General features: G+C 69.2%; 24 protein-coding genes. 15 read left to right on the top strand and 9 right to left on the bottom strand.

Annotated elements, in window-relative coordinates; all coding sequences use genetic code 11:
• The first annotated feature begins 44 nt into the window (after positions 1-44).
• A complete protein-coding gene (locus OG747_RS23100) occupies positions 45-1,688 on the top strand; it encodes a multicopper oxidase family protein (RefSeq protein ID WP_405881242.1) in 1,644 nt (547 codons plus the stop codon).
• Between the two features lie 488 nt (positions 1,689-2,176).
• On the opposite strand, the gene OG747_RS23105 is transcribed toward OG747_RS23100, so the two are convergent.
• The 4 genes from OG747_RS23105 to OG747_RS23120 form a co-directional block, all read right to left on the bottom strand.
• Positions 2,177-2,857 carry a hypothetical protein gene (locus OG747_RS23105; RefSeq protein WP_405881243.1) on the bottom strand — a complete coding sequence of 227 codons (681 nt, stop codon included), beginning with the start codon at positions 2,855-2,857 and terminating at the stop codon, positions 2,177-2,179.
• Positions 2,858-3,160: 303 nt separating this feature from the next.
• Entirely contained in the window at positions 3,161-3,370 is a 210-nt protein-coding gene (locus OG747_RS23110; RefSeq protein ID WP_405881244.1) for a hypothetical protein, read from the bottom strand.
• Positions 3,367-4,017 carry a hypothetical protein gene (locus OG747_RS23115; protein ID WP_405881245.1) on the bottom strand — a complete coding sequence of 217 codons (651 nt, stop codon included), beginning with the start codon at positions 4,015-4,017 and terminating at the stop codon, positions 3,367-3,369. Before OG747_RS23115 ends, OG747_RS23110 begins: the two co-directional genes overlap by 4 nt.
• A 176-nt stretch (positions 4,018-4,193) precedes the next feature.
• Positions 4,194-4,640 carry an anthrone oxygenase family protein gene (locus tag OG747_RS23120; protein ID WP_405881246.1) on the bottom strand — a complete coding sequence of 149 codons (447 nt, stop codon included), beginning with the start codon at positions 4,638-4,640 and terminating at the stop codon, positions 4,194-4,196.
• Positions 4,641-4,729: 89 nt separating this feature from the next.
• Here OG747_RS23120 and OG747_RS23125 point away from each other — a divergent pair, with 89 nt between their 5' ends.
• Positions 4,730-5,308 carry a TetR/AcrR family transcriptional regulator gene (locus tag OG747_RS23125; protein WP_405881247.1) on the top strand — a complete coding sequence of 193 codons (579 nt, stop codon included), beginning with the start codon at positions 4,730-4,732 and terminating at the stop codon, positions 5,306-5,308.
• A gap of 189 nt (positions 5,309-5,497) precedes the next feature.
• Here the strand turns inward: OG747_RS23125 and OG747_RS23130 are convergent, their stop codons facing one another.
• On the bottom strand, positions 5,498-5,689 hold the full coding sequence (locus OG747_RS23130) for a hypothetical protein (protein ID WP_405881248.1): 192 nt from the start codon (positions 5,687-5,689) through the stop codon (positions 5,498-5,500).
• Between the two features lie 82 nt (positions 5,690-5,771).
• On the opposite strand from OG747_RS23130, the gene OG747_RS23135 reads away from it, so the two are divergent.
• From OG747_RS23135 to OG747_RS23145, 3 genes are all read left to right on the top strand, one after another.
• Entirely contained in the window at positions 5,772-6,056 is a 285-nt protein-coding gene (locus tag OG747_RS23135) for a hypothetical protein (RefSeq protein ID WP_030973973.1), read from the top strand.
• On the top strand, positions 6,038-6,451 hold the full coding sequence (locus OG747_RS23140) for a DNA-binding protein (protein ID WP_405881249.1): 414 nt from the start codon (positions 6,038-6,040) through the stop codon (positions 6,449-6,451). Before OG747_RS23135 ends, OG747_RS23140 begins: the two co-directional genes overlap by 19 nt.
• Positions 6,452-7,016: 565 nt before the next feature.
• Positions 7,017-7,637: a response regulator gene (locus OG747_RS23145; RefSeq protein WP_405881250.1), complete on the top strand. Its 621-nt coding sequence runs from the start codon at positions 7,017-7,019 to the stop codon at positions 7,635-7,637.
• Between the two features lie 708 nt (positions 7,638-8,345).
• On the opposite strand, the gene OG747_RS23150 is transcribed toward OG747_RS23145, so the two are convergent.
• Positions 8,346-9,146, bottom strand: a complete 801-nt coding sequence (locus OG747_RS23150) for a transposase family protein (protein WP_405885520.1) — start codon at positions 9,144-9,146, stop codon at positions 8,346-8,348.
• A 212-nt stretch (positions 9,147-9,358) separates the two neighbouring features.
• Here OG747_RS23150 and OG747_RS23155 point away from each other — a divergent pair, with 212 nt between their 5' ends.
• The 4 genes from OG747_RS23155 to OG747_RS23170 all read left to right on the top strand — a co-directional run bounded on the left by OG747_RS23155 (position 9,359) and on the right by OG747_RS23170 (position 15,105).
• Complete coding sequence (locus tag OG747_RS23155; RefSeq protein WP_405881251.1) at positions 9,359-10,003, top strand: hypothetical protein; 645 nt, start codon at positions 9,359-9,361, stop codon at positions 10,001-10,003.
• A 720-nt stretch (positions 10,004-10,723) separates the two neighbouring features.
• Positions 10,724-12,235, top strand: coding sequence for a hypothetical protein (locus OG747_RS23160; RefSeq protein WP_405881252.1), 1,512 nt, complete (start codon positions 10,724-10,726; stop codon positions 12,233-12,235).
• A gap of 150 nt (positions 12,236-12,385) precedes the next feature.
• Positions 12,386-13,717: an AAA family ATPase gene (locus OG747_RS23165; RefSeq protein WP_405881253.1), complete on the top strand. Its 1,332-nt coding sequence runs from the start codon at positions 12,386-12,388 to the stop codon at positions 13,715-13,717.
• A 143-nt stretch (positions 13,718-13,860) separates the two neighbouring features.
• On the top strand, positions 13,861-15,105 hold the full coding sequence (locus OG747_RS23170) for a DUF2201 family putative metallopeptidase (RefSeq protein ID WP_405881254.1): 1,245 nt from the start codon (positions 13,861-13,863) through the stop codon (positions 15,103-15,105).
• Here OG747_RS23170 and OG747_RS23175 read toward each other — a convergent pair.
• Together OG747_RS23175 and OG747_RS23180 are read right to left on the bottom strand one after the other, a co-directional pair.
• A complete protein-coding gene (locus tag OG747_RS23175; protein ID WP_405881255.1) occupies positions 15,098-15,295 on the bottom strand; it encodes a hypothetical protein in 198 nt (65 codons plus the stop codon). The two genes, OG747_RS23170 and OG747_RS23175, sit on opposite strands and share 8 nt — an antisense overlap.
• A 311-nt stretch (positions 15,296-15,606) precedes the next feature.
• Positions 15,607-16,101 (bottom strand): flavin reductase family protein, encoded by a 495-nt coding sequence (locus OG747_RS23180; protein ID WP_405881256.1) that lies wholly within the window; start codon positions 16,099-16,101, stop codon positions 15,607-15,609.
• Between the two features lie 458 nt (positions 16,102-16,559).
• Here OG747_RS23180 and OG747_RS23185 point away from each other — a divergent pair, with 458 nt between their 5' ends.
• The 6 genes from OG747_RS23185 (at position 16,560) to OG747_RS23210 (ending at position 21,765) form a co-directional block, all read left to right on the top strand.
• Entirely contained in the window at positions 16,560-17,732 is a 1,173-nt protein-coding gene (locus OG747_RS23185) for an acyl-CoA dehydrogenase family protein (RefSeq protein ID WP_405881257.1), read from the top strand.
• 17 nt (positions 17,733-17,749) lie between these two features.
• Positions 17,750-18,742: an LLM class F420-dependent oxidoreductase gene (locus tag OG747_RS23190; RefSeq protein ID WP_405881258.1), complete on the top strand. Its 993-nt coding sequence runs from the start codon at positions 17,750-17,752 to the stop codon at positions 18,740-18,742.
• Positions 18,743-18,768: 26 nt separating this feature from the next.
• Positions 18,769-19,239 (top strand): winged helix-turn-helix transcriptional regulator, encoded by a 471-nt coding sequence (locus tag OG747_RS23195; RefSeq protein ID WP_405881259.1) that lies wholly within the window; start codon positions 18,769-18,771, stop codon positions 19,237-19,239.
• 198 nt (positions 19,240-19,437) lie between these two features.
• Positions 19,438-19,674, top strand: a complete 237-nt coding sequence (locus OG747_RS23200; RefSeq protein ID WP_405881260.1) for a hypothetical protein — start codon at positions 19,438-19,440, stop codon at positions 19,672-19,674.
• Between the two features lie 414 nt (positions 19,675-20,088).
• Positions 20,089-20,295: a hypothetical protein gene (locus OG747_RS23205; protein ID WP_405881261.1), complete on the top strand. Its 207-nt coding sequence runs from the start codon at positions 20,089-20,091 to the stop codon at positions 20,293-20,295.
• Positions 20,296-20,403: 108 nt separating this feature from the next.
• Positions 20,404-21,765: an LCP family protein gene (locus OG747_RS23210; protein ID WP_405885637.1), complete on the top strand. Its 1,362-nt coding sequence runs from the start codon at positions 20,404-20,406 to the stop codon at positions 21,763-21,765.
• Between the two features lie 548 nt (positions 21,766-22,313).
• Here OG747_RS23210 and OG747_RS23215 read toward each other — a convergent pair.
• Complete coding sequence (locus OG747_RS23215; protein WP_405881262.1) at positions 22,314-22,817, bottom strand: hypothetical protein; 504 nt, start codon at positions 22,815-22,817, stop codon at positions 22,314-22,316.
• Between the last annotated feature and the right edge of the window lie 162 nt (positions 22,818-22,979).

The raw sequence follows: 22,979 nt of genomic DNA on the forward strand, positions 1-22,979 counted from the left end.
CTCCGCGCCCACATCCGCAGTTGCACAGCAGAGGACAACGAAAAATGAACAGCATCAACCGCCGCTCCGTCCTGCTCGCCGGACTCGGAGCCGTCGGCGCCGGCGCGCTCGCCGCCTGCGGTAGCGGCTCCGGCGGCAGCGGCTCCGGTGGCTCCGGCGCCCTGGTCAGCCCGTCCGGCTCGGCGGTCGCCGCCGCCGAGAAGAAGCGGACCAGCACCGGACGGCAGCAGAAGCTCAGCCTCACCGCGGCGCCTGCCATGATCGACCTGGGCGGCGGTGTCACGCCCAAGACCTGGGCCTTCGACGGCCGAACGCCGGGCAAGGAGGTGCGGCTGTCCGTCGGCGACACCCTGGTCGCCGAGCTGTCCAACCAGCTCCCGGACAAGACCACCACGTCGATTCACTGGCACGGCATCGCCCTGCGCAACGACATGGACGGCGTACCGCCCGCCACCCAGACCGCCGTCCGGGCCGGCTCCACCTTCACCTACAAGTTCATCGCCGACGCCCCGGGCACGTACTTCTTCCACCCGCACGTCGGCGTCCAGCTCGACCGGGGCCTGTACGCCCCGCTGATCGTCGAGGACCCCAAGGAAACCCTCGCCTATGACGACGAGTGGGTCGTCCTGCTCGATGACTGGGTCGACGGTGTCACCGGCACCCCCGACGACGTCTTCGCCGAGCTCAAGCGGGGCATGGCCGGCATGAGCGGCATGGACATGAGCGGCAAGGATATGAGCACCAGCCCCAGCAGCTCTGGCGACAGCATGGGTGACATGGGTGGCATGGGTGGGATGGACAGGGGCTCCGCGTCCCCCTCGGCCTCCGCCTCGTCGGGCGGCATGGGGAAGAAGTTCATGCTCATGGGTGCCACCAGCAAGCTGCTCGGCGGCGACGCCGGCGACGTGAAGTACCCGCATCACCTGATCAACGGCCGCGTGGCGACCGACCCGGACGTCTACAGCGGCAAGCCCGGCACAAAGGTGCGGCTGCGGATCATCAACGCCGGCTCGGACACCGCCTACCGGGTCGCCCTCGGCGGTCACAAGCTGACGATCACCCACACCGACGGCTTTCCGGTCCAACACCAGGAAGTCGACGCCCTGCTGGTCGGCATGGGAGAGCGGTATGACGTCATCGTCACCCTCGGCGACGGGGTCTTCCCGCTCGTCGCCCTGGCCGAGGGCAAGAACGCGAATGGCCTGGCCCTGGTGCGTACAGGCTCGGGGAGCAAGCCCTCCGCGACCGTCCGCCCGAAGGAACTCGACGGCATGATCATGACGGCGTCCCAGCTGCGCGCCGCCGACGACGTGCGCCTGAAGTCCGCCAAGACCGACGTCACGCACCAGATCAAGCTGACCGGCAACATGATGATGTACAACTGGGCCATCAACGGCGTTCCGTTCGACATGAAGGATCCCGAGGCGCAACCGATCGTCGTCCGGGAGGGGCAGCGGGTGCGGCTCGACTTCGTCAACGACACCGACATGTGGCATCCGATGCACCTGCACGGCCACACGTACCGGATCGGCGATTCCGGGCCGCGCAAGGACACCGCGATCGTGCTGCCCAAGAAGAAGCTGTCCGTCTTCTTCGACGCTGACAACCCGGGTCAGTGGATGCTGCATTGCCACAACGCGTACCACGGCGAGGCCGGGATGATGGCGAACCTGGCCTATCGGGCCTGACCTGCCCTTCCTTGTCCTCTGGGGCCGGCTCATCGGGTGACGATGGGCCGGCGGCCCCGGAAGTGTCGACGAGCGGGCCTTCCGGGCCATGGCCGTTCACCCGCGTTCGTAGGCGGGTGACTGCCGGGACGGTCTCTGCTGATGAACCCGCCTGAACGGCGGTGAACTCGCTGGATGAGACGGAGACGGAGACGGCCTGGCACGAGGCCAGGCCGTCTCCGCCGGTGCAACCTTCTGATCCGTAGGATCAGGCAGGGTGTCGGGCGGCGAGTGCGCCCTCCGGGTTGATGGCCGGCGGTGGTGATCGCCGGTCTGTGTGTGCCGTCGTTGCCGTCAGGGTTGCCGTCGTTCTTCGTGGCGACCGCCGGCGAGTGTGATCACCAGACCGCTGTGTTCCCGCCGCGGCTGAGTGGCGGATACGGCTTCGGCGGCACGGGCGCTCGTGCCCTCGCGCGTGGTGCTGGACGAAGGGCTGGTGTCGCAGCCGGTCAGACTGGGACGTGGATCGTACCGGTCCCGATCGGGTCGGGCGTGGCGTGCTTCATGGTGCCGGCCTGATCGAAGACGAAGGTGTTGGTGTAGGTCACCTTCTCCAGGAACAGCGTCTGTCCCGACGGGCAGCTGAAGTCACCCGGTCCGGGCGGGCCCACGGTCAGGCTCCCGGTGGTCTGCCCGTTGCGCACGCGGAAGGTGCCGGAGGCGATCAGCTGGGTCGTCACCGTCTCCTTGTTTTTTGCCTTGGGGTGGTTGCCGCCGTTGTTGAAGCACTGGTATAGAGCGGTCCCGTCCGCCGTGAGCGTGATGTTGATGCTGGAAGCGCCGGTTCCCAGGCCGACCTCCTTGAACGAGGTCGTGAGAGCCCCGGTGGTTTGGTTCACTTGGTTGGTTGCGAACAGGAAGTGCGGGCTGTCGGCGAGTGCCGGTGTGGCGGCCAGAACGGTGCCGCATGCAGCCGAGATGAGTCCGAGCGCGATGCGTCGCATGTCTTCTTCCTCGTGTCTGTCAGGTTTCTCGAACAGGCCGAGAAAGCCCGGGTTGCCACCTCCTGCGGTGCATTGCCGAGCGGCCGGGCCCGGGAGGGCACGGCCGAGAGGGGCGGGAAGGCCGCCCAGGGGGGGGAGAGGTGGCGCGGACCATTGCTGACGGTGCTTCAGGTTCGCTTCACACATGCCCCGCGGTGGCCCGACACCGCACGTTCCGGAGGTGTTTGCCGCAACGCTATGCGTATCAGAAATGGATAACAAGAACCAAAGGTGCATAACCTGACAAAACGTCACTCTTGACCCTTACGGCCAGGGGTTCTGCCTCGTTCGGGTGCCCTACCGCCTCGTGTCGTAAGCCCTCGTCGGCCCTGGTGAGCGGCTGACGGGGTGTCGCGCGCACGGCGTTGGAGGGCTGGTCCACGGTCCAGGCCGAGGCCTGGGCGTTGCCGACGTGGCAGGTCAACTGGGCTCGGGCCGCGGCTCTGTGGGTTATGTGGCTGCGAACCGATGGATGGTTGGGCGGCGTGGTCGCGCTTGGCGGGTGTCGGCCTGGTGCTCGGCCTGGTGCTCGGCCTGTGGCAAGGGGAGGTGCTCGGGCTCCACTGGGAAGACATCGACCTCGACGCGGGATACGTCCGCATCTGCTTGCCGGGGCGGCAGGGCCTCGGCGTCGGCGCGGAAGAAGACCAGGTCGCTCATCTCCGTGACAGGCCCGCGCCACCGGACTGGAGGCGCGGGGTTCCGCGGGGCGGACGGGTTGCACTGCAACCACAGGAGCCCATGCCCTGCTCAGGCCCGGCGCCAGGCGCTGAGCAGTTCCTCGGGGTCGTACGCGGCCTGGAGCCCGGATGGCCGGGCGGGAGGTGGACGCTGAAGGAGTTGGGCAGGTCACGTTGGAACCCGAGCGAGTTCGTGGACAGCGAGCAGCTGCCGCCGCCCGTCGACTGGTAGCTGAACGAGAACCGCGCCCGTCCGCTGTCGGGGCCGGAACGGGCAGACACCTTGAGGGTGGTCAGCCCGGATTTCTTGAGTGTCGCGGACACCCCGGACGGCACGCCGCCCCTGTGCGTGGCGGAGGCCAGCCAGAAGTCCCCACCGGTCGCCGACTGTGGCTGGTGCGCGGTGCCGTAGGACACCTCGTACGCCTTGCTGCTCGTCGGGATGACATACAGGTCACCCGCCTCCGCCGAAATGCCCATGGTGGCGGGGCTGTTGTCGGAGGCGCAGACGTACGCTTCGTGGAGCTTGCTGAGTCGTGTGGAGCCTGATCGGGCCACGCGGACGCGCTTGATCGAGGGGCGTAGTTCGTCGGGATCGCCGTTGTGGGATCTGAGCGGCAGCTGCATTCCCGGATGTCGGGAGTTCGGTGGCCCGCTGTGACCCGGGGAGCGGGGATTGTGCGCCACCGGCGCGGCGTCGGCCCGCGGGGTCAGTAATCCGAAGCCCTGTCGGGCTCACCCCGACGGGGTGAAAGCCGTCGATATAACGGGGCGAATCAGTGCATGTCGGGGCGGCTTTGGTATCAGGCGAGGGCGGCGACCAGCAGGGCGAAGGCGGCGATGATGACGGCGACGCGGACGTAGTGGAAGCGGTCCCAGCGGTGCAACTGCTGCTTCCAGTCGGCGGGACGGTTGTCAGGGGTCCACGTCTTGTTCAGGTTGTTGATCGGGACGAGCAGCAGGATCGACATGACCACGCTGAGCATCAGCAGCGCGCCGGCGGTGACGACGAGGCCGGTGCCGTGGTGGTGCCATCCGGCGATGGCCCAGACCACGACGAGGACGAGCGAGCCGATGTACCAGACCGGCATCACGGCGCCGAGCATCCGGCCCCCGTGGGCGTGGCCGAGTTGGCCACTGTCCTCGGGGAGTGCGTTGAGGATCGGGTTCATGACGAAGGCGACGGAGAACTCCACCCCCACCATCACGCCGACGATCACGGTGGTGACGACCTCGAGTGCGTTGAACATGATGCCCCCCTGGCATCTAGTGTTGCTAGGTGATGAGGCAACGCTAGTACTGCTGCCGCTTGATTGTCTAGCGGTGCTAGCATCGAGTCATGTCGGTACAGGAACGCAAGCAGCGCGAACGGGCGGAGCGCGAGCGCCTCATCGTGGCGACGGCCCGTGAACTCGCCGAGCAGCAGGGCTGGGACGCGGTCACCACCCGTCGGCTCGCCGAGCGCATCGAATACAGCCAGCCCGTCCTCTACAGCCACTTCCGCGGCAAGCGCGAGATCATCGGCGCCGTCGCCCTCCAGGGCGCCACCGAGATGGCCGCGGCGGTGCGGGCCGCGACCGCCGCCGCGGACGGCCCGCGCGAGCGGGTCGCCGCCCTCGCGCGCGCCTACCTCGACTTCGCCGCACGCAACCCGGCGGTCTACGACGCCATCTTCCAGCTCGACGGCGGTCTCGCGTACGCGCAGGAGGACACCCCGGAACCTCTCAAGGACGCCTTCGCCGCGCTGCTGGAGAGCCTGGGCGTAGTCGCCGGGGACGGCGTCCACCCGGGGCTGTTCACCGAGACGTTCTGGGCGGCCCTGCACGGCCTGGCGACCCTGACCCGGGCGGGACGGCTGCCGCCGGAGGACACCGAGCCGAGGGTGGAGCTGCTGGTGGACCGGCTCGCCATGGTCTGACACACCGTCCCGGCGGGCACGCGGCCGGGGCGCTTGGGCCCCGCCGCTGCCTGCCTGCGGCAACGCTTCCGGTCACTCGCGTCCACACGGCGCAGCCGCAGATCGCCGGGCCCCGCACCCCAGACGGGCACCCGCCCCGGAAGCTGCGATGCTCATTGATCACGACCCGATACGCGCCCTGACGCCGCGTCATTCGCCGGTGCCCTCGTCGTCCTCGTCGAGGTGGACGGTCGCCGGGTCACGCAATGGGCGCAGGCCCTCGCGTGGCGGGCGGGCGGCGAAGCTGTAGTGGCCCAGGCAGTTGAGGTTGGCGTGCTTCAGCGGAGAGACCCGGGCCAGACACGGCTGAACGTAGGTGAATGAGACCAGAACCGAGACCACGAGGTGACGGGTGGGCGGCTCGCGTCGTTCGGCGGATGCTGCGCCCAGGCCAAATTCCTACTTGTTTGATAATGTCGGTCCCGTGAGCGAGATTCCTTACAGCGTCGGCGAAGGCCCAGCCACCAGGGTCAGCCTCTCCCTCCCCGAGGGGACGGCGGAGGCGATCCGCCGACGGGTCGGCAAGCGTGAGTTCTCCGCGTTCATCACCGAAGCGGTGGAGCGCGAGCTGCGCGGTCAGATCCTGGATGAGTACCTGGCCGACTACGAACGCCGTCAGGGGCCGATCTCCGAGCACGAGCAGGAGCGGGCACGCCGGGTCTTCGACGAGGTGTTCGCCGAGGAGGGGCAGTGGCCCGCCGCAAGCTGAGCCACGAAGGCACCCTCGTTCTCGACTGCGAGGGCCTGTCGAAGTTCGTCAGTGATCACGAGCCCGTTGTCGCCCTCATCGCCGAAGCCCGCAAGCGGGGCATGGAGGTGGTCATCAGCGCACTCACCATCATCGAAGCGGTGCATCGTCGGACCGAGAAGGCGCGGCTCGCCCGGGTCCCGTCCGGCGTGCGGATCGTGCACATCGGCGACGAGGAGGCAAAGGCCGCCTCAGCCATGCTGATCAATGCTGGGCTTCATGGTCACCAATACGCCATCGGCGCCGCCGTGGCCGAGATGGCGCTGCGGCAGCGCCGCCCGGTCGTCATGCTCACCTCGGACATCGACGACATGACGAAGCTCTGCGGCGACAGAGTGCGCCTCGTCGCCGTGTAGTCGACGCCCAAGACCTGAACGTCGGGGATGTGCCGGGGATGTGAGGTCGGCCCGTACGTCTTGTCTGAGCGCGGTGTAGCGGGGTCGGTGGACCAGTCGGTAGCACCCAGGGCCGTGAACGGTGGCATGGCCGGACGGCTCGTCTTTCATGGTGCCGTGAGGCGCAGCAGCCGAGTGTTGGCCTCGTCCGGCGCGAAACGGTCAGGGGCGAATTCCGTGGCGGCCCGCAGGCCGAGCCAGACCAGCATGGCGCCAGCACCGCCACCGTCTCAGCGGTCGCCGACACTCAACGTTCTACGGGCCGGGCTGGTCCGTCGCGACGCCAACCCGGCATAGCGAGAAGCCCCGTCCCACAGGACGGGGAGGAGTCACAGAGAACGACGGAGTTGACCGTTGACCGTGACCGAGGGAGCACACCGAAGGGGGGCGGCGGGCTTGTCGGCCTTACCGAGCGACTGGCCGCACTGGGCGGCACTGTGGAGGCAGGTCCCAGGAGCGAGGGACGATTCGCCCTGTGCGTCCGTCTTCCCCTGGAGTCTTCCCAGGCACTGGAGAGGACGCCATCGTGACCGATGAAAAGCGGATCCGGGTCCTACTCGCCGACGACGAGCAGCTCATCACAGGCGCTCTGGCAGCCCTGCTCGGGCTCACCGGGGATCTGACCGTGGTGGCCCAGGCTTCTACGGGCACAGAAGCCCTGGCCATGGCGCGAGCGCTCCAACCCGATGTCGCGGTCCTGGATCTGCAGATGCCGGGGCTCGACGGCCTCGCCGTCGCCGAGGCGCTCCGTGACGAACTGCAGCACTGCCGAACAATGATCATCACCAGCCATGGGCGGCCGGGGTACTTGAAGCGGGCCCTGGAGATCGGTGTCCGCGGGTTCCTGCCAAAGACGGTATCGGCTCATGATCTGGCGGACATCATCCGGGCGGTCCACGCCGGCAAGCGTTACATCTCATCAGAGCTGGCGGCAGAGGCCATCAGCGCGGGGGACAGCCCGCTCACCCCACGCGAAGGCGACTTGCTGGCCCTTGCGGTGGATGGCTCCTCGATCGCGGAGATCGCCGAGCGTGTCGGGCTGTCGGCGGGAACCGTCCGCAACCACATGTCGTCAGCCGTGAGCAAGCTCGGGACGGAGAACCGTCACGCCGCGGCACGTATGGCGCGCGAGCACGGCTGGATCTGAGAGCGATCACCGCTTTCACGACCAAAGACCAGCCTCTCTTACGAGTGCCACCGGCAGGGCTTGTGACAAACACGAGCGCGGCTGGCCTGAGGTGTGCTCGTGGAACTCAGATGGCAACGCAAAAAGGAAATGGGGGAGTTGACCGAGGTGGGACGACCAGAGACGGGCTCAGATCCTTCCGAGGGACCAATGCAGAGCTTCGCGTACGAGCTCAGAGCGCTCCGAAGATCGGTGGGCAACCCTTCGTATCGCGAACTGGCGAGCCGCGCCAACTATTCGGGGACGACCCTGTCGGAGGCAGCCCGAGGGCTCAGCCTCCCCAGCCTGGAGGTGACGCTGGCCTACGTCAGGGCGTGCAAGGGCGATGTCGTGTTCTGGAGCAGGTACCGGAAGGAAACCGATGCCGCCTTACGCGCTTCCGGCACTCCTGGCCTCCGTACCTCGGGAGTTCTTCCTGAATCGGTCGCCGCGCATATGAACATGCCCCACCCCTTCGACTCGCCAAAGGCCACCTCGCACGGAGGACGCAACCCGGATCATCTGAAGGCGGTCCTGCCTGCCCTCGTGGGATTGGCCGGAGCCACCGGAATGGCTGGCGTGGCCGGACTGGTCGGCAGCAAGCCGAAAGCAGCAGCACTCACCTTTGTGGCCGGTACCTGCATAGTGAACTCTTCTCGGTAACGTCTCGTGACCGTTTGTGATCTTCGTTCACGTGGTGCGGCCGTGTTCCATCTGGAGCAGGACGAGGGCCGCGCGGGCGATCCGGGTGATGCTGCCGGGGTCGAGGCTGACCCGGCGCAGGGCCTTGAAGGTGACCTTGAGCAGGGCATTCGCACGTTCGGCCACGCCGTGGATGCCGCGGATCGCCTTGTTGAACGTCTTCTGGTCGAGAGTGAGTTCGCGGCCTTGGGGCTTCTTGACCGGGTGGCGGAAGCCGTCTCCGGCGTTCTCGTAGCCGAGGTCGGTCAGGGTGGGGATGTCGAGGGCGGCGGCGAGCCGGTCCAGTGCGGCGATCAGGCCGTGCGTGCGGGCGCAGGTCGTGTCGTGCTCGCGGCCGGGCCGGACCGGGGAGACCCAGAGCGGCCAGCCGTCGGGGGCGGATATGACCTGCACGTTCCCGCCGTGGTGCTTGTGTTTTCCCGACCACCACAAGTCGGCCTTGTTGGGGCCGGGTGCGGCGACGCGGTCGGTGCGAATGACGGTGCCGTCCAGGTTGAGGTGGGTGTAGCCGGCGGCGGCCGCCTGCTCCAGCGCGGTGGACAGGTCCGGGGCGTGGTCGGCGAGCACGGTCAGTCCCTCGTGGAGATAACGGTAGGCGGTGGGGACGGATACCCCGTTGTCGCGGGCGAGTTGGGCCAGCCGGGCCCCGTCGACGAACCACCGCAGGACGAGAACCCCCTGCTTGAAGACGCCCAGGGCGCGGGTGCCCTTGCGGGTGCCGAGCCGTTCGCGGTGCTCGCGCAGGAGCCGGGCCAGGGTCTCGGCGGTCTCCCTGCCGACATCGAGCACAGCGGTGTAGGTGATACTGGTCAACGTGTGAAGCCTCTGGCTGTACGGAACTTGATCTTCGCAGACCCGTTCCTACCAGGGGCTTCGCTCATGTCTGACGCCAGGTCACCCCGTGCGACATCGAACCGCCCCGCGCACAGTCACGTACCGCAACCGTCACGTTGCCGAGAAGACCTCAGTGTCCGGTTTCTGGCTCGGAAGGAGCCTGAGAAATGCATGACCACACCGGTCCTGAATCCGTCGAAGCGGGATCGGCGCCCCGCCGGTCCTGGAAACAATGGACGGGCGCCATGCTGCGCGATTTGGGGGACTGGTCGGCTCGCAGACCCATGACGCTGCCCGAGGGACGGCTGCCGATCCCCCATTCTTCGGACGTACGGATGATCGTCTGGGCCTTCGCCGGAACGGACCTGGTCACCGGGCTCGTCATCGACGCGATGCTTCCGCCGGCCGGCCGGGTGATCCATCTCCTGTGGATGGTGTTCTCCCTCGTTCTCTCGTTGGGCTTCTGCGCGATGACCGCCCGCTCACCTCACCTGCTGGACAGCAGGAATCTGCGCTTACGCACCGGACCGTTCCGTGAGTTGACGATTCCGGTCGAGGTGCTCGGGTCTGTACGCGTCGCGCACGGTGCCACCCACGGATACGGACTGCGCAGGGTCCCGGACGAAGACGGCGCAGTGGCCTGCACCGTCGGCAGTGCGACCAACTTTGTCATCGACCTCGAAGAGCCGCTGCTGGTGCGGCTGCGAAAAGGCGAACCGGTGCTGGCGAGCCGGATCTATGCCGCCGCCGACCAGCCGGGAGAAGCCGCCCGCTCGATCAGCCGCTCAGTCGCCAGGGGTGCGAAACCGTGACGGACGGGACCACCGACACCCTCAACGAGTACTCCGAAGTGCAGGACCTTCTGACCCGCACGGGGTTCGGGTCTCTGGCCGGGCAAGCAGACGTCAGAAAGTTACCCGGCCGCAACCACAACTGGATCGGCACCACCGACGCCGGGGAGCGCGTTTTCGTCAAGAAACTCGAGGGGCCGGCTGAAGCATCGGCCGCGCGGATCCGACAGTGCGTCACTTTCGACCGGATACTGAGAAGCGGCGCAGCCGCCGAGTTGCTCTCTCCTCGGCTCCTCGCCGCCGATACCGAAGCGAGCGTACTGGTCTTCGCCTGCGTGGACGAAGCGAGGACCTTGCGGCCGGAACCGTCGGATCACAGGACCACGTACTCGCGGCGTTGCTGTGGACGTGGAGCCCATCGCCGTTGCGGATGCCGAGAGTCGGCAGTTGCCGGAGCGCCGGGGCCGGCAGGTCCTGGTCGCGCTTACGGACAGGACGGAGGAGGTCGGGCTGCGGCCGGTGCTCGGGCTCGGCCGCTGGTCGTTTCCCTCCGCACGGTCCGTAGCGGGCGGCGACGGCGGTACTCGCCGCGCTACCCCGGGCGTTGCGGCGTGCGTCGAGGAAGGGTGATGGGCGGTCGAGGGGGGACTGACAGATCCTCATCGCGGTGCTTATGATGCGGAGGATGAAGAACAACTCCTCGTATGGATCGGGGGAATCGTTCGCGCAAGGTGAGTGCTGATGGCACATCACTTCGCGAACACGATTCCGGCCCACCTGTTGATGTGGCAGCGCGTGCGCGAGTACGCCGTGCCGCCGTCCATGATCGAGACCGCGACCGCACGGCGTGCGGTCGGTGACTGGGCGGGGGCCTGCGCCGCCGCCCGGATCGACGTCGATCTCGATCTGCGCGCCGTGCGCGACCGCCACGGCACCGAGCTCGTCACCCGCCTTCGTGCGGATCTGCGTCGGCTGGCGCCGGATCTGCTCCGCTGGCACATGCCCCGGATCGTCCCCGACGGACGGCTCCGGCCCGGCCTGACCATCTCCCTGGCCCGTTACCGGAGTTCTGGCGCCACGCCGTTGCAGCTGGTGGTGCGGACACCGCCGGCCTGGGCGGACGCCGGACAGCGAATGTCCCTGGCCCTGTGGGAGGAGTCCGGGATCGGCGCCCCGAGGCACCATCCGCACCCGCATCCCGACCGGCGTTTCCGGCTCGACCTGCACCGGCATCTCTGGGACTCCGGGCGGTGCGGCGAACTGGCGTGGCGGTGCGGTGCGGGCGGGGAGCCGTTCCTGGCGCCGCCCGACCGGCCCTACACGCTCGCCCGGCCGGACGTGCCAGACCTGCCCGATCGGTCCGCAGTCCACGACTGCTCGTGGGCGTCGGCACGGTGGGCCGCCGAGGCCGAGCTGCTGTTGGGAGCCGAGGGTCGCCCTCGCGGGGCCTTCACCGTGCGGCTCGGTACGCGGAGCCGCGCCGTGCTCGAACTCGTCGCCCCCGACGACAGCCATGCCCCGACGTTTCGGCCGCTCCGGGAGGCGCTGCCGCCGCAGGAGGTCGCAGCGCTTCCGGTGCTGCCGGAGGCGGCGGCCAGGGTCCTTCCGGATCTGGAGTTGCTGCGGGCCGGGCTGGTCGCGTCCGATCGGCTGCATCCGCTCGTCGCCACAGCATTGGCGGTGGCTGCCTCGGCGGCGGCGGCGGCCGGTTCGGGACCGGCGGCCGGCTCCGCCCCCCAGCCCAGCGACCCGCACCGGGTGGAGTGCCGGGGCGAGGTCCACCGGATCGCGCTGCGGGACGGGGCACTGACGGCGATCGATCACGACCCGGCACAACTGCGCCGGGAGGAGCTGCTGGTGGCGCTCGGCGGGCCCGCGCTGCCCTGCCTGCGGGCGATCGACGCGGTGCACCGCGAACCGGAGGCACTGCCCGCGGTCCGGGAGCGGCTCGGCCACGGTGACGTCGCCGGGGCGCTGAACGTGGTCGAGGGGTTGCTCGGTCCCGGTGCGGTCCTGCGCGACGGGCCGCTCCGGGAGGAGCTGGAGTCGGCTGCGGCCCGCCGCATCGACCACGGACTTTTCCGCTCGGGGCTGGTCGCCGTGCACCCCGCTGCCGGTGCGGTCGGGGGCGGGAACGCCTCCGGCTTGGGGCACGCGGAGCCGGGCCACCGGCCCAGGCTCGATCGCCGTACGCCTGCCGCAATGCGCCTCAAGCGGAGCAGCCGGGCACGGCCCCGTACCGGCCTGACCTGACCTGACCTGACCCTGATTACCGGGCGATCGTCTGACCGGCTGCCCCACCTACGTCCCGCGCTCGCACTGCGCGTTCCGCGCCGCACGACCCCACCACCTTCGGGACGCGCCGTCCCGTTCCGTTCCCTTATCCCACCCCAGGTGATGCCCATGACCTCCAGTACCCTCCTGCCCGCCCCGGTCCCGGCCGTCGGTGCGCCCGCACCCACCCCTGCCGGTGCGCCCGCACCCACCCCCGCCGGCGCATCCGGTACCGGCACCCAACTCGTCGTCGCCGATGACCTCCTGGCCCTGCTGCGGACGACCTCCACCGAGCCGCGCCCCGACGAGCAGCTCGAAGCGCTCACCCTGGCTGTCGCGGCCGACCTGCCCGTGCTGCTGTGGGGCGAGCCGGGCATCGGCAAGACCGCGGCCCTGACGCAGCTCGCCGCATCCCTCAACCTGCCGCTGACGACCGTGATCGCCAGCGTCCACGAGCCGACAGACTTCTCCGGGCTGCCCATCGTCGGCGACGACCCGACGGTGCAGGGGGTGCCGATGGCGCCGCCGCAGTGGGCCGTGGAACTCGTTCGGGCCGGGCGGGGGTTGCTTTTCCTGGACGAACTCTCCACGGCCACCCCGGCCGTCCAGGCCGCGCTGCTCCGGGTCGTCCTGGAGCGGAGGGTTGGTGCGCTGCAACTGCCGTCGGGAGTACGGATCGTGGCCGCCGCCAATCCGCGCGCGTCGGCGGCGGACGGGTGGGAGCTGAGCCCGCCGCTGGCGAACCGGTTCGTGCATCTGTACTGGGTGCACGACCGGGAGGTGGTGGTGCGCGGGCTGGGCGGGATCTGGCCCCGGGCGGAGCTGCCCCGGCTGGTGCCGGAGCGGCTGCCGGAGGCGGTGGCTTACGCCCGGCGCGCAGTGTGCCGTTTCCTGGAAGCCCGGCCGACGCTGATCCACCGGCTGCCGAGCACCGAGACGCGGCGCGGTGGTGCGTGGCCCTCGCCCCGGAGCTGGGAGGCCGCGTTGACCCTGCTGGCCTTCGGCACGGCGGCCTCCGTCTCCCGGGAGGTGCTGGCGCTGCTGGTGAGGGGCGCGGTGGGGGACGGGCCAGGGCTCGAACTCCTCGCCCATCTGGACCGGATGGAACTGCCGGACCCGGAGTCGTTGCTGGCCGATCCGGCCTCCGCCGAGCTGCCGGTGCGGGGCGATCTGCGGCAGGCGGCACTGGAGGCGGTGGTGGCCGCCGTCGGGGCGCGGCCAGAGCGGGAGCGGTGGGAGGCGGGCTGGGCGGTGCTGGTCCGGGCGCTGGAGACCGGCGCCCCGGACCTGCTGGTCGCCCCGGCGACCGCGCTGGCCGCGCTGCGGCGCGACGACTGGGAAGTGCCGGAGGCGGTGGAGCGGCTGGCCGGGGTGATCGGTCTTGCCCGGCAGGCGGACCAGTCGGTGGGGCGGGCCGCGGCGGCGGCCGACACCGGGCGTACGACGGGGGCGCGCCGATGACGGGGGCCGCGAAGCGCCCGGGGCCGCGCCCGCTGCCACGCCCGATGCCCCGGCCCTCGCCGCCGCGCCCGGTGCGGCCCACCGCGCCGAGGCCGCCGGCCGGCTCCGGCGGGCCGGCCGGCCCGCCCGGACTCCCGCTGGACATGGAGAAGTTGCTGGCCGCCCGGCTGCACGCGGTGAAGGTCCGTCCCTACCTGGCCGGCGCGCTCTTCGCGCTGCACGTGGTGGAGGACCGTTCAGTGCCGACGATGGCGGTGGACGCGCACTGGCGCTGCTACGTCTCCCCCGGCTTCGTGGCGCGCACCCCGGTGGAGGAGCTGGCGGGCGTCTGGGTGCACGAGGTCTCCCATCTGCTCCGGGACCACCACGGGCGGGGCGAGCGGTATGCGCGGGAGCACGGGGAGCACGGGCCCGGCGAGCGAAGCGAGATGGGGGTCCCCCCGGCCGAAGGCTGGGGGAGGCTGCGGCGGAACATCGCCGCCGACTTCGAGATCAACGACGACATCTACGGTGACGGTCTGCCCCTGCCTGCCGGGGCGGTGCTGCCGTCGCTGCTGCGGCTGCCCGACGGGCTGCTGATGGAGGAGTACCTGCGGACGGCATCGATGTCCGGGCTCGCCGCGGACCTGGCCTGGCTGGACTGCGGAAGTGGTGCCGACGGGCAGGACCGGCCGTGGGAGCTGGGGCCCGACGGGGCACACCGGCTGAGCAGGCAGCAGCAGGACGCGGTCCGCTTCCGGGTCGCCGAGGGGATCAAGGGCCGGCCGGGCGACGCTCCGGAGGGATGGCGCCGGTGGGCGGATGAGGCGTTCCATCCACCGCAGCCGTGGCGGCAGTTGCTGGGGGCGGCGGTCCGCTCCGCGGCGGGTGCGTCGGGAGTGGGCGAGGACCACAGCTACCGGCGTCCGTCCCGCCGATCGGCCGCTGTGCCCGGGGTGCTGCTGCCGAGCCTGCGCCGTATGCCGCCCCGGGTCTGCGTCGTGATCGACACCTCAGGGTCGGTGAGCGACGCCGAGTTGGGCAGCGCGCTGCTGGAGGTGGCGGCGATCTCGCGGGCGGTGGGCGGGCGGCGCGACCTGGTGTCGGTGATCTCCTGCGACGCGGCGGCCGGGTTTGCCGTCCCGCTCTGCCGCGCCGAGAACATCGAACTGATCGGCGGCGGGGGAACGGATCTGCGCTCCGGTTTCGCCCGGGCGCTCGGCTCCCGGCCCCGCCCGGACGTGATCGTAGCTCTGACGGACGGTCAGACACCCTGGCCCTCCGCACAGCCACCCTGCCGCACCGTCGTCGGTCTCTTCCCCCGCCCAGCGAGCGCAGTGGACGAGGAAAACCCCGACTACGCCCCGGACACTCCGCCGCACTGGGCCCGCGTCGTCACCATCAGCTGAGCAACAGGCCCGTCGAACACGTCGTCACGGCGCTGCTGACCGCCGCCGTCATGGACGTGATCGGCGGCGTCGCCAACGCCGAACTGCGAATCGCTGCGATCCGGCCACGCGCATCGAAGGTGATTTCGGCCGTGCGGCCGTTAGGCATGTGAGCGCAACTGCGCTTCACGCTCCACCGCATCGTCATCATCCGCGGGCACTTTCTCCAGCCGTTCCCCGGCACTTTTCTCCGGACCGTTTCCCGACGAGTCGCCGGAGCAGCTCGTGTGGACGATTCCCCGGGACCTGACCCGGTCTCGGGGAATCGTCTGCGGCTACGGCCCGGTTGTGCCTTGCACGTTGTGCGCCACGACGGGGAGCGTGTGCAAGTGGCGTCACCCGTACGGGAGTCGTCACATCGTTGCCCGTAGCGACCGGGCCTTCCACGTCGGCGCGTACGGCTGCGCCCTTACCGGTGCGTTGTGCAGCCGACCTCCCGCTACCGTCCTTCGTGCGCCAGAGCTACACCGACGCGACGTGGGTACCGAAGGCCCGGGCGTGGTAGGTGAGGGGGGCGCCGCCGCCCGCCTCGGCCGAGACGACGTGGCCCAGGACGATCACATGGTCACCCCCGCCGATGAAATCGGCGGCCTCGCAGGCCAGCCAGCCGGATGCACCGAGCAACCGCGGGACGCGGCCGTCCACCTCCCAGGACACGCCGGCGAACTTCCCAGCGCCCCCCTTGCGCGCGAAGGCCAGCGCCAACGCCGATTGCCCGCCTCCCAAAACGTTGATCCCGAACCGCAGAGACGACGTGATCAACCCCAACAGCTCCGAACGACGGTCGAGCGCGACCAGAACCATGGGCGGCTGCATCGACAACGACGAGAAAGCACTGACCGTGGTGCCGTGCGGCCGCCCGTCGTCCATCGCAGTGACCACGCTCACCGGCGTGGCCACACCTGACATCACCTCACGGAAAGCAGCTGTCAGCAGGTCTTTCTCCGGCCCGGTCATCACAGCTCCCTGGGTACTGCGGCGATTGAGTGTTGTGCAACACGCTTCTGTTCACCGACATCAAGCGACGCTTGTTCGCTGCCCACGTCGGGCTGGATCTCCTGACGGGTCGGCCGGTCGGCATGGCGGGGAGGACATGCCTGGCAGGGGGTGCCCGCGTTTGCGCCGCGTCGCGTGCCGATCGTCGTGCGGCCCGACGTGCTCGGCCAGTGCACGGGCCAGGCGGCGGGGGCCGTGCAGCCGCAGTCGCTCGCCCCCACCGGTCTCGCGAACCGTACGCCTCCGGGCGCCGATGCCCGCGCCCACGACGAGCATCTCGACGTCATCCGCCGCTCCGTACAGGCCTTCCGCTTCGCACGGGCTGCATCGGGTCCTCCTTCCGCCCTTGACTGCCGCCGGGCAGAGCGACAATATAATTTCTGAACTAGTAAAGCAATTGAATCACATGAAGGGGAGCCATGACCCGCACACTTCCAGCAGCCGATCCGAAGCCAGGAAGCCTCCAGCAGGCCGCGGATCGCATCCGCCTCCAGGCCAAGGCCGCGGCCGCCGACATCGAACGGGGCCGTCAACTGACACCGGAGCTGGTTGACGCGCTCCGCGACTCCGGGCTCATGCGCTGCGGGGCGCCCGAGACTCTTGGCGCTGCGCAGGCTCCCCCCGCCGTCTCACTTGAATGCGCCGAGACGATCGCGCGCGGCGACGCCGCCACCGGCTGGTGCGTCTCGATCGCTCTCACCAGCAGCCTGCTCGCGGCGTACCTGCCTGCGGAAGGTGCCGCCGAAACCCTCGGTGACCCCCGCTCGATCGCAGCGGGAGTGTGGGCTCCCCGAGGGACGGCCCGCCCCGTCGACGGGGGCGTGATCGTCTCCGGCCGCTGGTCGTTCTGCAGTGGGGTCACGCACGCGGACTACTTCTTCGGAGGCTGTGTCCTGGCCGACGGCCGCGGCGACAAGGACGGTGCCCCGACACTGCGTGCGGTCGCGATCCCCACCGAGCAGCTGCGCATACTCGACACCTGGCATACCTCCGGCCTGCGCGGGACGGGCAGCCATGACACCGTGGCCGAGGACGTGTTCGTTCCCGCGCACCGAGTGCTGTCGCTCGCGGACGGTCCCCTGATCGACGCGCCGCTGTACCGGTTCCCGATCTACGGATACTTCGCGCTGTCCATCGCCGCGGCCGCGCTGGGCAACGCTCGCGGCGCGATCGATGACCTCCTCGACCTCGCGGGCCACAAGGCCACCACTGGCTCGCGGAAGACGCTGGCGGAGAAGCCGACGACGCAGGCCGCCGTGGGCCAGGCCGAGGCCGCCTTGCGAGCCGCACGGGCCTTCTTCTACTCCGCCATCGACGACGCATGGCAGGCGGCGAAAACCGGCGACACAGTGTCACTTGGCCTTCGCACCGGGTTGCGGCTGGCTGGGGCCCACGCCGCCCGCACCTCGGCGGAGGTTGTTCGCACCATGTACGACCTCGGCGGCGGATCGGTGGTCTACGAAAGCTCGCCGCTGCAGCGCCGGTTGCGGGACGCGACCACCGCCACCGCCCACTTGCAGGTAAGCCCGGCCATGTGGGAGACAACCGGCCGCATCCTGCTCGGCCTCCCCGCGAACGTGGCTCAGCTGTGAAGGGGCCGTCGCTCGGCGTGGTGCTCCCGTATTGGCTGGGCCGGCCCGACCTGGAAGCACTCGGGATCGCCCGTCAGGCCAGTGCCTGCGGCTTCGAGCGGCTGTGGCTCGGCGAGATGGCCACATTCGACGCATTCGCCCTCGCCACCGCCGTCGCAAGCAGCACCTCGCTCCCCCGGCTGACCGTCGGCCCGCTCGCCGTCGGCGTCCGTTCCCCCGTCGCCATCGCCATGGGCGTGGCCAGCGTCGCGACGTTGACGAACAGGCGCGTGGACGTGGCCTTGGGAGCGTCCAGCCCTCGCATCGTCCGCGACTGGCACGACCGCAGCTGGAGCGGCAACGCCCAGCGGACCAGGGAATCGGTCACGGTGCTGCGCGACCTCTTCGAGGGAAGACGGGCCGCGTTCTCCGGTCGGCACATTCACGCCAAGGACTTCAAACTCCGCCAGCCACAACCGGGCTGCACGATCAGCGTCGCGGCGTTCGGGCCCCGCATGACGCAAGTTGCCGCCGAGAGCGCGGACGAGGTCGTCCTGAACCTGGTGTCGCCGGCATACACCGCCAAGGCCCGCGCGTCGATCGACGCCTTCGCGAAGGCCTGCGGGCGGCCCTCACCACCGCTCGCGGTGTGGGTCACCTGTTCCGTCGAACCGGGCCCCGCCACCTACCACCAACTCGCATCGCAACTGGCCGTCTATCTTCGTCCGCCGGGCTACGGCGAGATGTTCACGGAGTTGGGCTTCGGCGGCCTCGTCCGTCAGGCACGTTCCTCCGACAGCCGGCACACGCTCGTGGAAGACATCCCCCACGAGCTCCCTGCGGCCGTCGGCGCGATCGGGTCAGGACCTGAAGTGCTGCGGCGCATCAAGGCGTACTTCGACGCCGGCGCCGACCACGTCGGGCTCGTCCCTGCGACAGCCGACGACGATGACGGCGCTGCGACCTTGGCTTTCATCAGGGAACACGCTCGGTCCCTGCTGTCGACGAGCGATCCGGGCGAAGCGGCCTGACGATGGTGACGCGATACCATCGCTCGGTGACGGACAACACTGAGGCTCAGGCCGCGGACCGGCCCAGCGACGACCCGGTCACACGGACCCTCAACCTGGTTGGCGAGCGGTGGACGATGCTGATCCTCCGCGAAGCCTTCTTCGGCGTGCGCCGTTATGGTCAGTTCGCACAGAGCCTCGGGATCCCACGCCCCACGTTGTCGAGTCGGCTCAGCAAACTGGTCGATGGCGGCTTGCTCATCCGGGAGCGGTACGCAGGCGGCCCGATCCGCAACGACTACGAATACCGCCTCACCCAAGCCGGCCTTGACCTCTTCCCCGCAATCATGATCTTGACGCAGTGGGGCAACACCTATCTCACGGAGCATGCGGCGGACACCCAAGGCACATCGCTGACCTGGACGCACGAGGTGTGCGGATCGCGCACACACCCGACACTGACCTGCGACCAATGCGGAGAGCCAGTCACCGCGCGTAATGTTCACCTCAGCCGCTGAGGTGTCGTAAAGCGAACTCGCCTCAGCCCGAATCCACCGGCGTGATTCGAGGCGGATCGTCTTTGATGCTGCTCGCTGATGTCCTGGGTGGGGGCGTGGGGCCTCGCGGACGGGGTGGTCGGGACGGTCAGAGTGCTGGTGGCGCGTAGGAGGCGTCGAAGACTTCGGTGAAGGCGTGCTGCATACCAGCGTGGGCAGGTGGAGCGTCATCCGGCGCGCGGTGCCGGCGAGCCGGGCCCGGACGTGGACCAGATGAACGCCCGAGATCTTCACCTTCATCGAGACCTCCGGCTCGGGCCACGGGTGCGGCGGCTGCTCTACGAGGTCGTGGACGCTCGCATGGTGAAGCGGGATGTCCTCGCGGTTGCGGCCTGGGCGGAACCGGTCGTCACCAAGGAGAGCGTCCCTGGTTGGTACTCCGCAGAGGCCGACTGAGACGGGCGAACGCCAGAGGGCCGGACCACTTTCGTGGTCCGGCCCTCTGGGCTGGCGGAGGATACGAGATTCGAACTCGTGAGGGGTTGCCCCCAACACGCTTTCCACATGTTCGTGCGGGTGTCCGGGATAGCCCGTCAGTGTCCTGACCTGCGGTGGACGGGTTCGAGCAGCGACGACCGCACCGGGCTGAACGGGGGTGAACGCAGCCCTGACTGCAACCCTCTGGGACCGTCGCTAAGTGCGGATTGTGTGGTTGCGCGGGAACTCGCCCAACTTGGTTGGCCGCCCAGGCATTTCGCAGGAGAGGGCCGGTCGGAAGCCGACCGGATTACAACCCAACTTGCCTTCCACGAGTCCCACTTACGGATAGTTCTGGTAGCCGTCGCCCCCTGAAGGTTCGAGGAAGTTCTCATGACGCAGCCCCTCAGACCGCGGAGGCATGCCACCGGCCGGATCAGGGCCGAGAAGGCGGATCCGGCGGAGTTGGCCGGCGGTGGCAGGGCTGCCATGCGCAGAGCCGGCAAGAAGCCTGACAGAAGGCGCGCGCTTAAGATCGTCGGGCTGTTGCTGGGGTTCGTGCTGGTGCTCGGCGTCGGTACTGCCGCGTACGCGTACTGAAAGCTGAACAGCAACATCAAGTCCGACGATCTGTCCGCCAACGGCAAGGACGGCGCCGGGCACGAGAAGGTCGACGCGTTCGGACGCAGCCCGATCAACATCCTGGTCATCGGATCCGACGCCCGTAACAGCGCGGCGGACTGCAAGCTCGGCGGCGCTTGCGGAACGGCCAGCGGCGCCCGAGCCGATGTGGAGATGATCGTCCACATATCCGCCGACCGGTCCAATGCCACGGTGATGAGCATCCCCCGCGACCTGCGGACCGACTGGAGCGGCTGCCACGACCCGGGCCACCCGAGCATGCCGGCGCAGACCCGCGCGCAGATCAACTCGGCGCTGAACGGCGGCCCCGGCTGCAGCGTCGTCGCGGTGCACCAGCTCACAGGGATACCCATCGACCACTTCATGATGATCGACTTCGCCGGCGTGGTGGCGATGTCCAACGCGGTCGGCGGGACGCACGTCTGCGTCAGCAAGAACGTCTACGACCCCTACAGCCACCTGAAGCTGAAGGAGGGGTCGCACACGCTGAAGGGTGATGCCGCGCTGGAGTTTGTGCGGACCCGGCACGGCTTCGGTGACTCCAGCGACAGCCGCGGCCGGACCGACGCCCAGCACATCTTCCTCAACGCCCTCCTCAACCAGATGAAGAGCAAGGGCACGCTGAGCAGCCCGTCGAAGATGTGGGGCATGGCCAACGCCGCGACCAAGGCGCTGACCGTCGACAACAGCCTGGACTCCCCCAGCAAGCTCATCGACCTGGCCCTCGACCTCAACAAGGTGCCCGCCGGCCGGATCACCTGGGCCACCATGCAGACCCAGGACGTCGACCTGCCGGGCGGCGGGTCCGAGACGCTGATCGGCCCGGGCGCCAAGGAGATGTTCAAGACCATCGCGGACGACCAGTCGCTCACCGCGTCCACCGGGAAGAAGGGCTCCCCCTCGGCGACCGCCAGCCCGGTCTCCGCCGCCTCGGTCGCCGTCCACGTCGAGAACGGCACCGAGGTGTACCACCGGGGGGTGGCGATCGCCCAGGCGCTGATCGACCAGGGCTTCAGCAAGGAGACCGACTCGGGGAACGGGACTCCCTCCACCGCCACCTCGCTGACCTACCCGGCCAGGCAGAAGGCGCAGGCCCAGGCGGTCGCCAAGGCGCTCGGCCTCCCGTCCAAGGCGGTCGAGCAGGGCACCGGTTCCCAGATCGTGCTGCTCATCGGCACCGATTGGACGACTGGCGACACCTTCCCCGGCGGCAAGCCGACTCCGACGCACGTCGACACCCAGGTGGCTCTGAACGGCTCCCACCAGCAGACCGGCGACACCAAGAAGTGCGCGACGGTCAGCCCCTACAACGACGTCATCGGGCTGGACGCCAACGGTATGCCCACCAGCGAGGACCACCCGCCGTCCAGCACCTCCCCGACCGAGGCATACGCCCTTGCCAAGAACGTGAAGGACTCGGCGCCGTAAGCCCCTGGGCCCCCGGACACGGTCGTCGACGCGATCATGGGCTGGGAGCCCGGCTGGTCCGCCCGGATACGCCGCCGCTACCAGCACCTGATCGCCCGCATCCTTGAGGACGTCGCGGACATGCCAACACCGTAGGTTCAAGCCTATCGGTCAAGCCGAGGGGGCGGCCCGGCGATCGGAACGGCGATTCTGGGTAGTGCCGGAAGCGGCCCTTGTGGACAAAGACCAGGACAACGAGGACTGGGACAACGTCGATGGGCCCCACTGCGAACAGTGGGGCCCATCGACATCGTGCCCGGTGAGGCACTGGCGGAGGATACGAGATTCGAACTCGTGAGGGGTTGCCCCCAATACGCTTTCCAACTGTGGCGGCGGGGGCTTGGGCCGAGTACAGGGGCGTTCACCTGCTTTCATGGGCGGCCCGCTCGTGGGCTGCACCCGACTCTTGGTCTCGTCTGAACGGCCGTGAACAGGGCTGAATGAGACGGAAACTGAGACGGGCGCCCATCACGGGTTCCCTGGTCACGGACCTGGGAGTGTCTTCTCGCTCACCGCGCTCGCCCCGGTTCCACATGACGGCATCTTCCCCGCTGGGTGTAGCCGCCGGGCACGCCGACGCTGATGGAACTCCAGAAGGGCTCGGCCTCGCGGAAATGACCGCCGCCCGTGTGCCACTGGACTCCTGGGTAGACATGGCGCAGGGAGCGGAGAGCGGCTGAGGCGAGGCCGCAGCGCTTATAGCCCTCGTAGGAGTGAGGCGCTTCCACCCAGCCGATCTTGCACGGATTGCAGACTACGTACTCGACCTCGAAAGCCAGGTCAGATCTGACGTACGCCGCACGGATGCGCCAGCCTGTTCGCTCGTAGTAGCCGGCGGGCCGGTCGACCCAGGGTTCCGGTGGGGTGGCGGTCCGGTCGAAGTGGTACGACGCGGGGTCCATCCATCGGCGAAGCCGGTCCCGCCAGATCGGCTTGTCGGGCCACTCCCGTACCCAGTAGACGTGGTCAGCGCGGCGCGCCACAGCGCGGATTGCCGCCTCGCTGTCCGCCATGTGTTCTCCTCCCCGGGCTCTGGAGGTGCCCTCGGCCATGGTCGGGTGCGTGGGAGACTGCTGTACAGCACACACTGTGACTGCACTGCGGCGCCCTCAGCTTGGGAAGCTGCGATCATTTGAGGCTGGATCGGCCCTTGACCAGCGTGAACGTCCGGATTG

The sequence above is a fragment of the Streptomyces sp. NBC_01384 genome (assembly GCF_045040035.1).
Classification (GTDB): domain Bacteria; phylum Actinomycetota; class Actinomycetes; order Streptomycetales; family Streptomycetaceae; genus Streptomyces.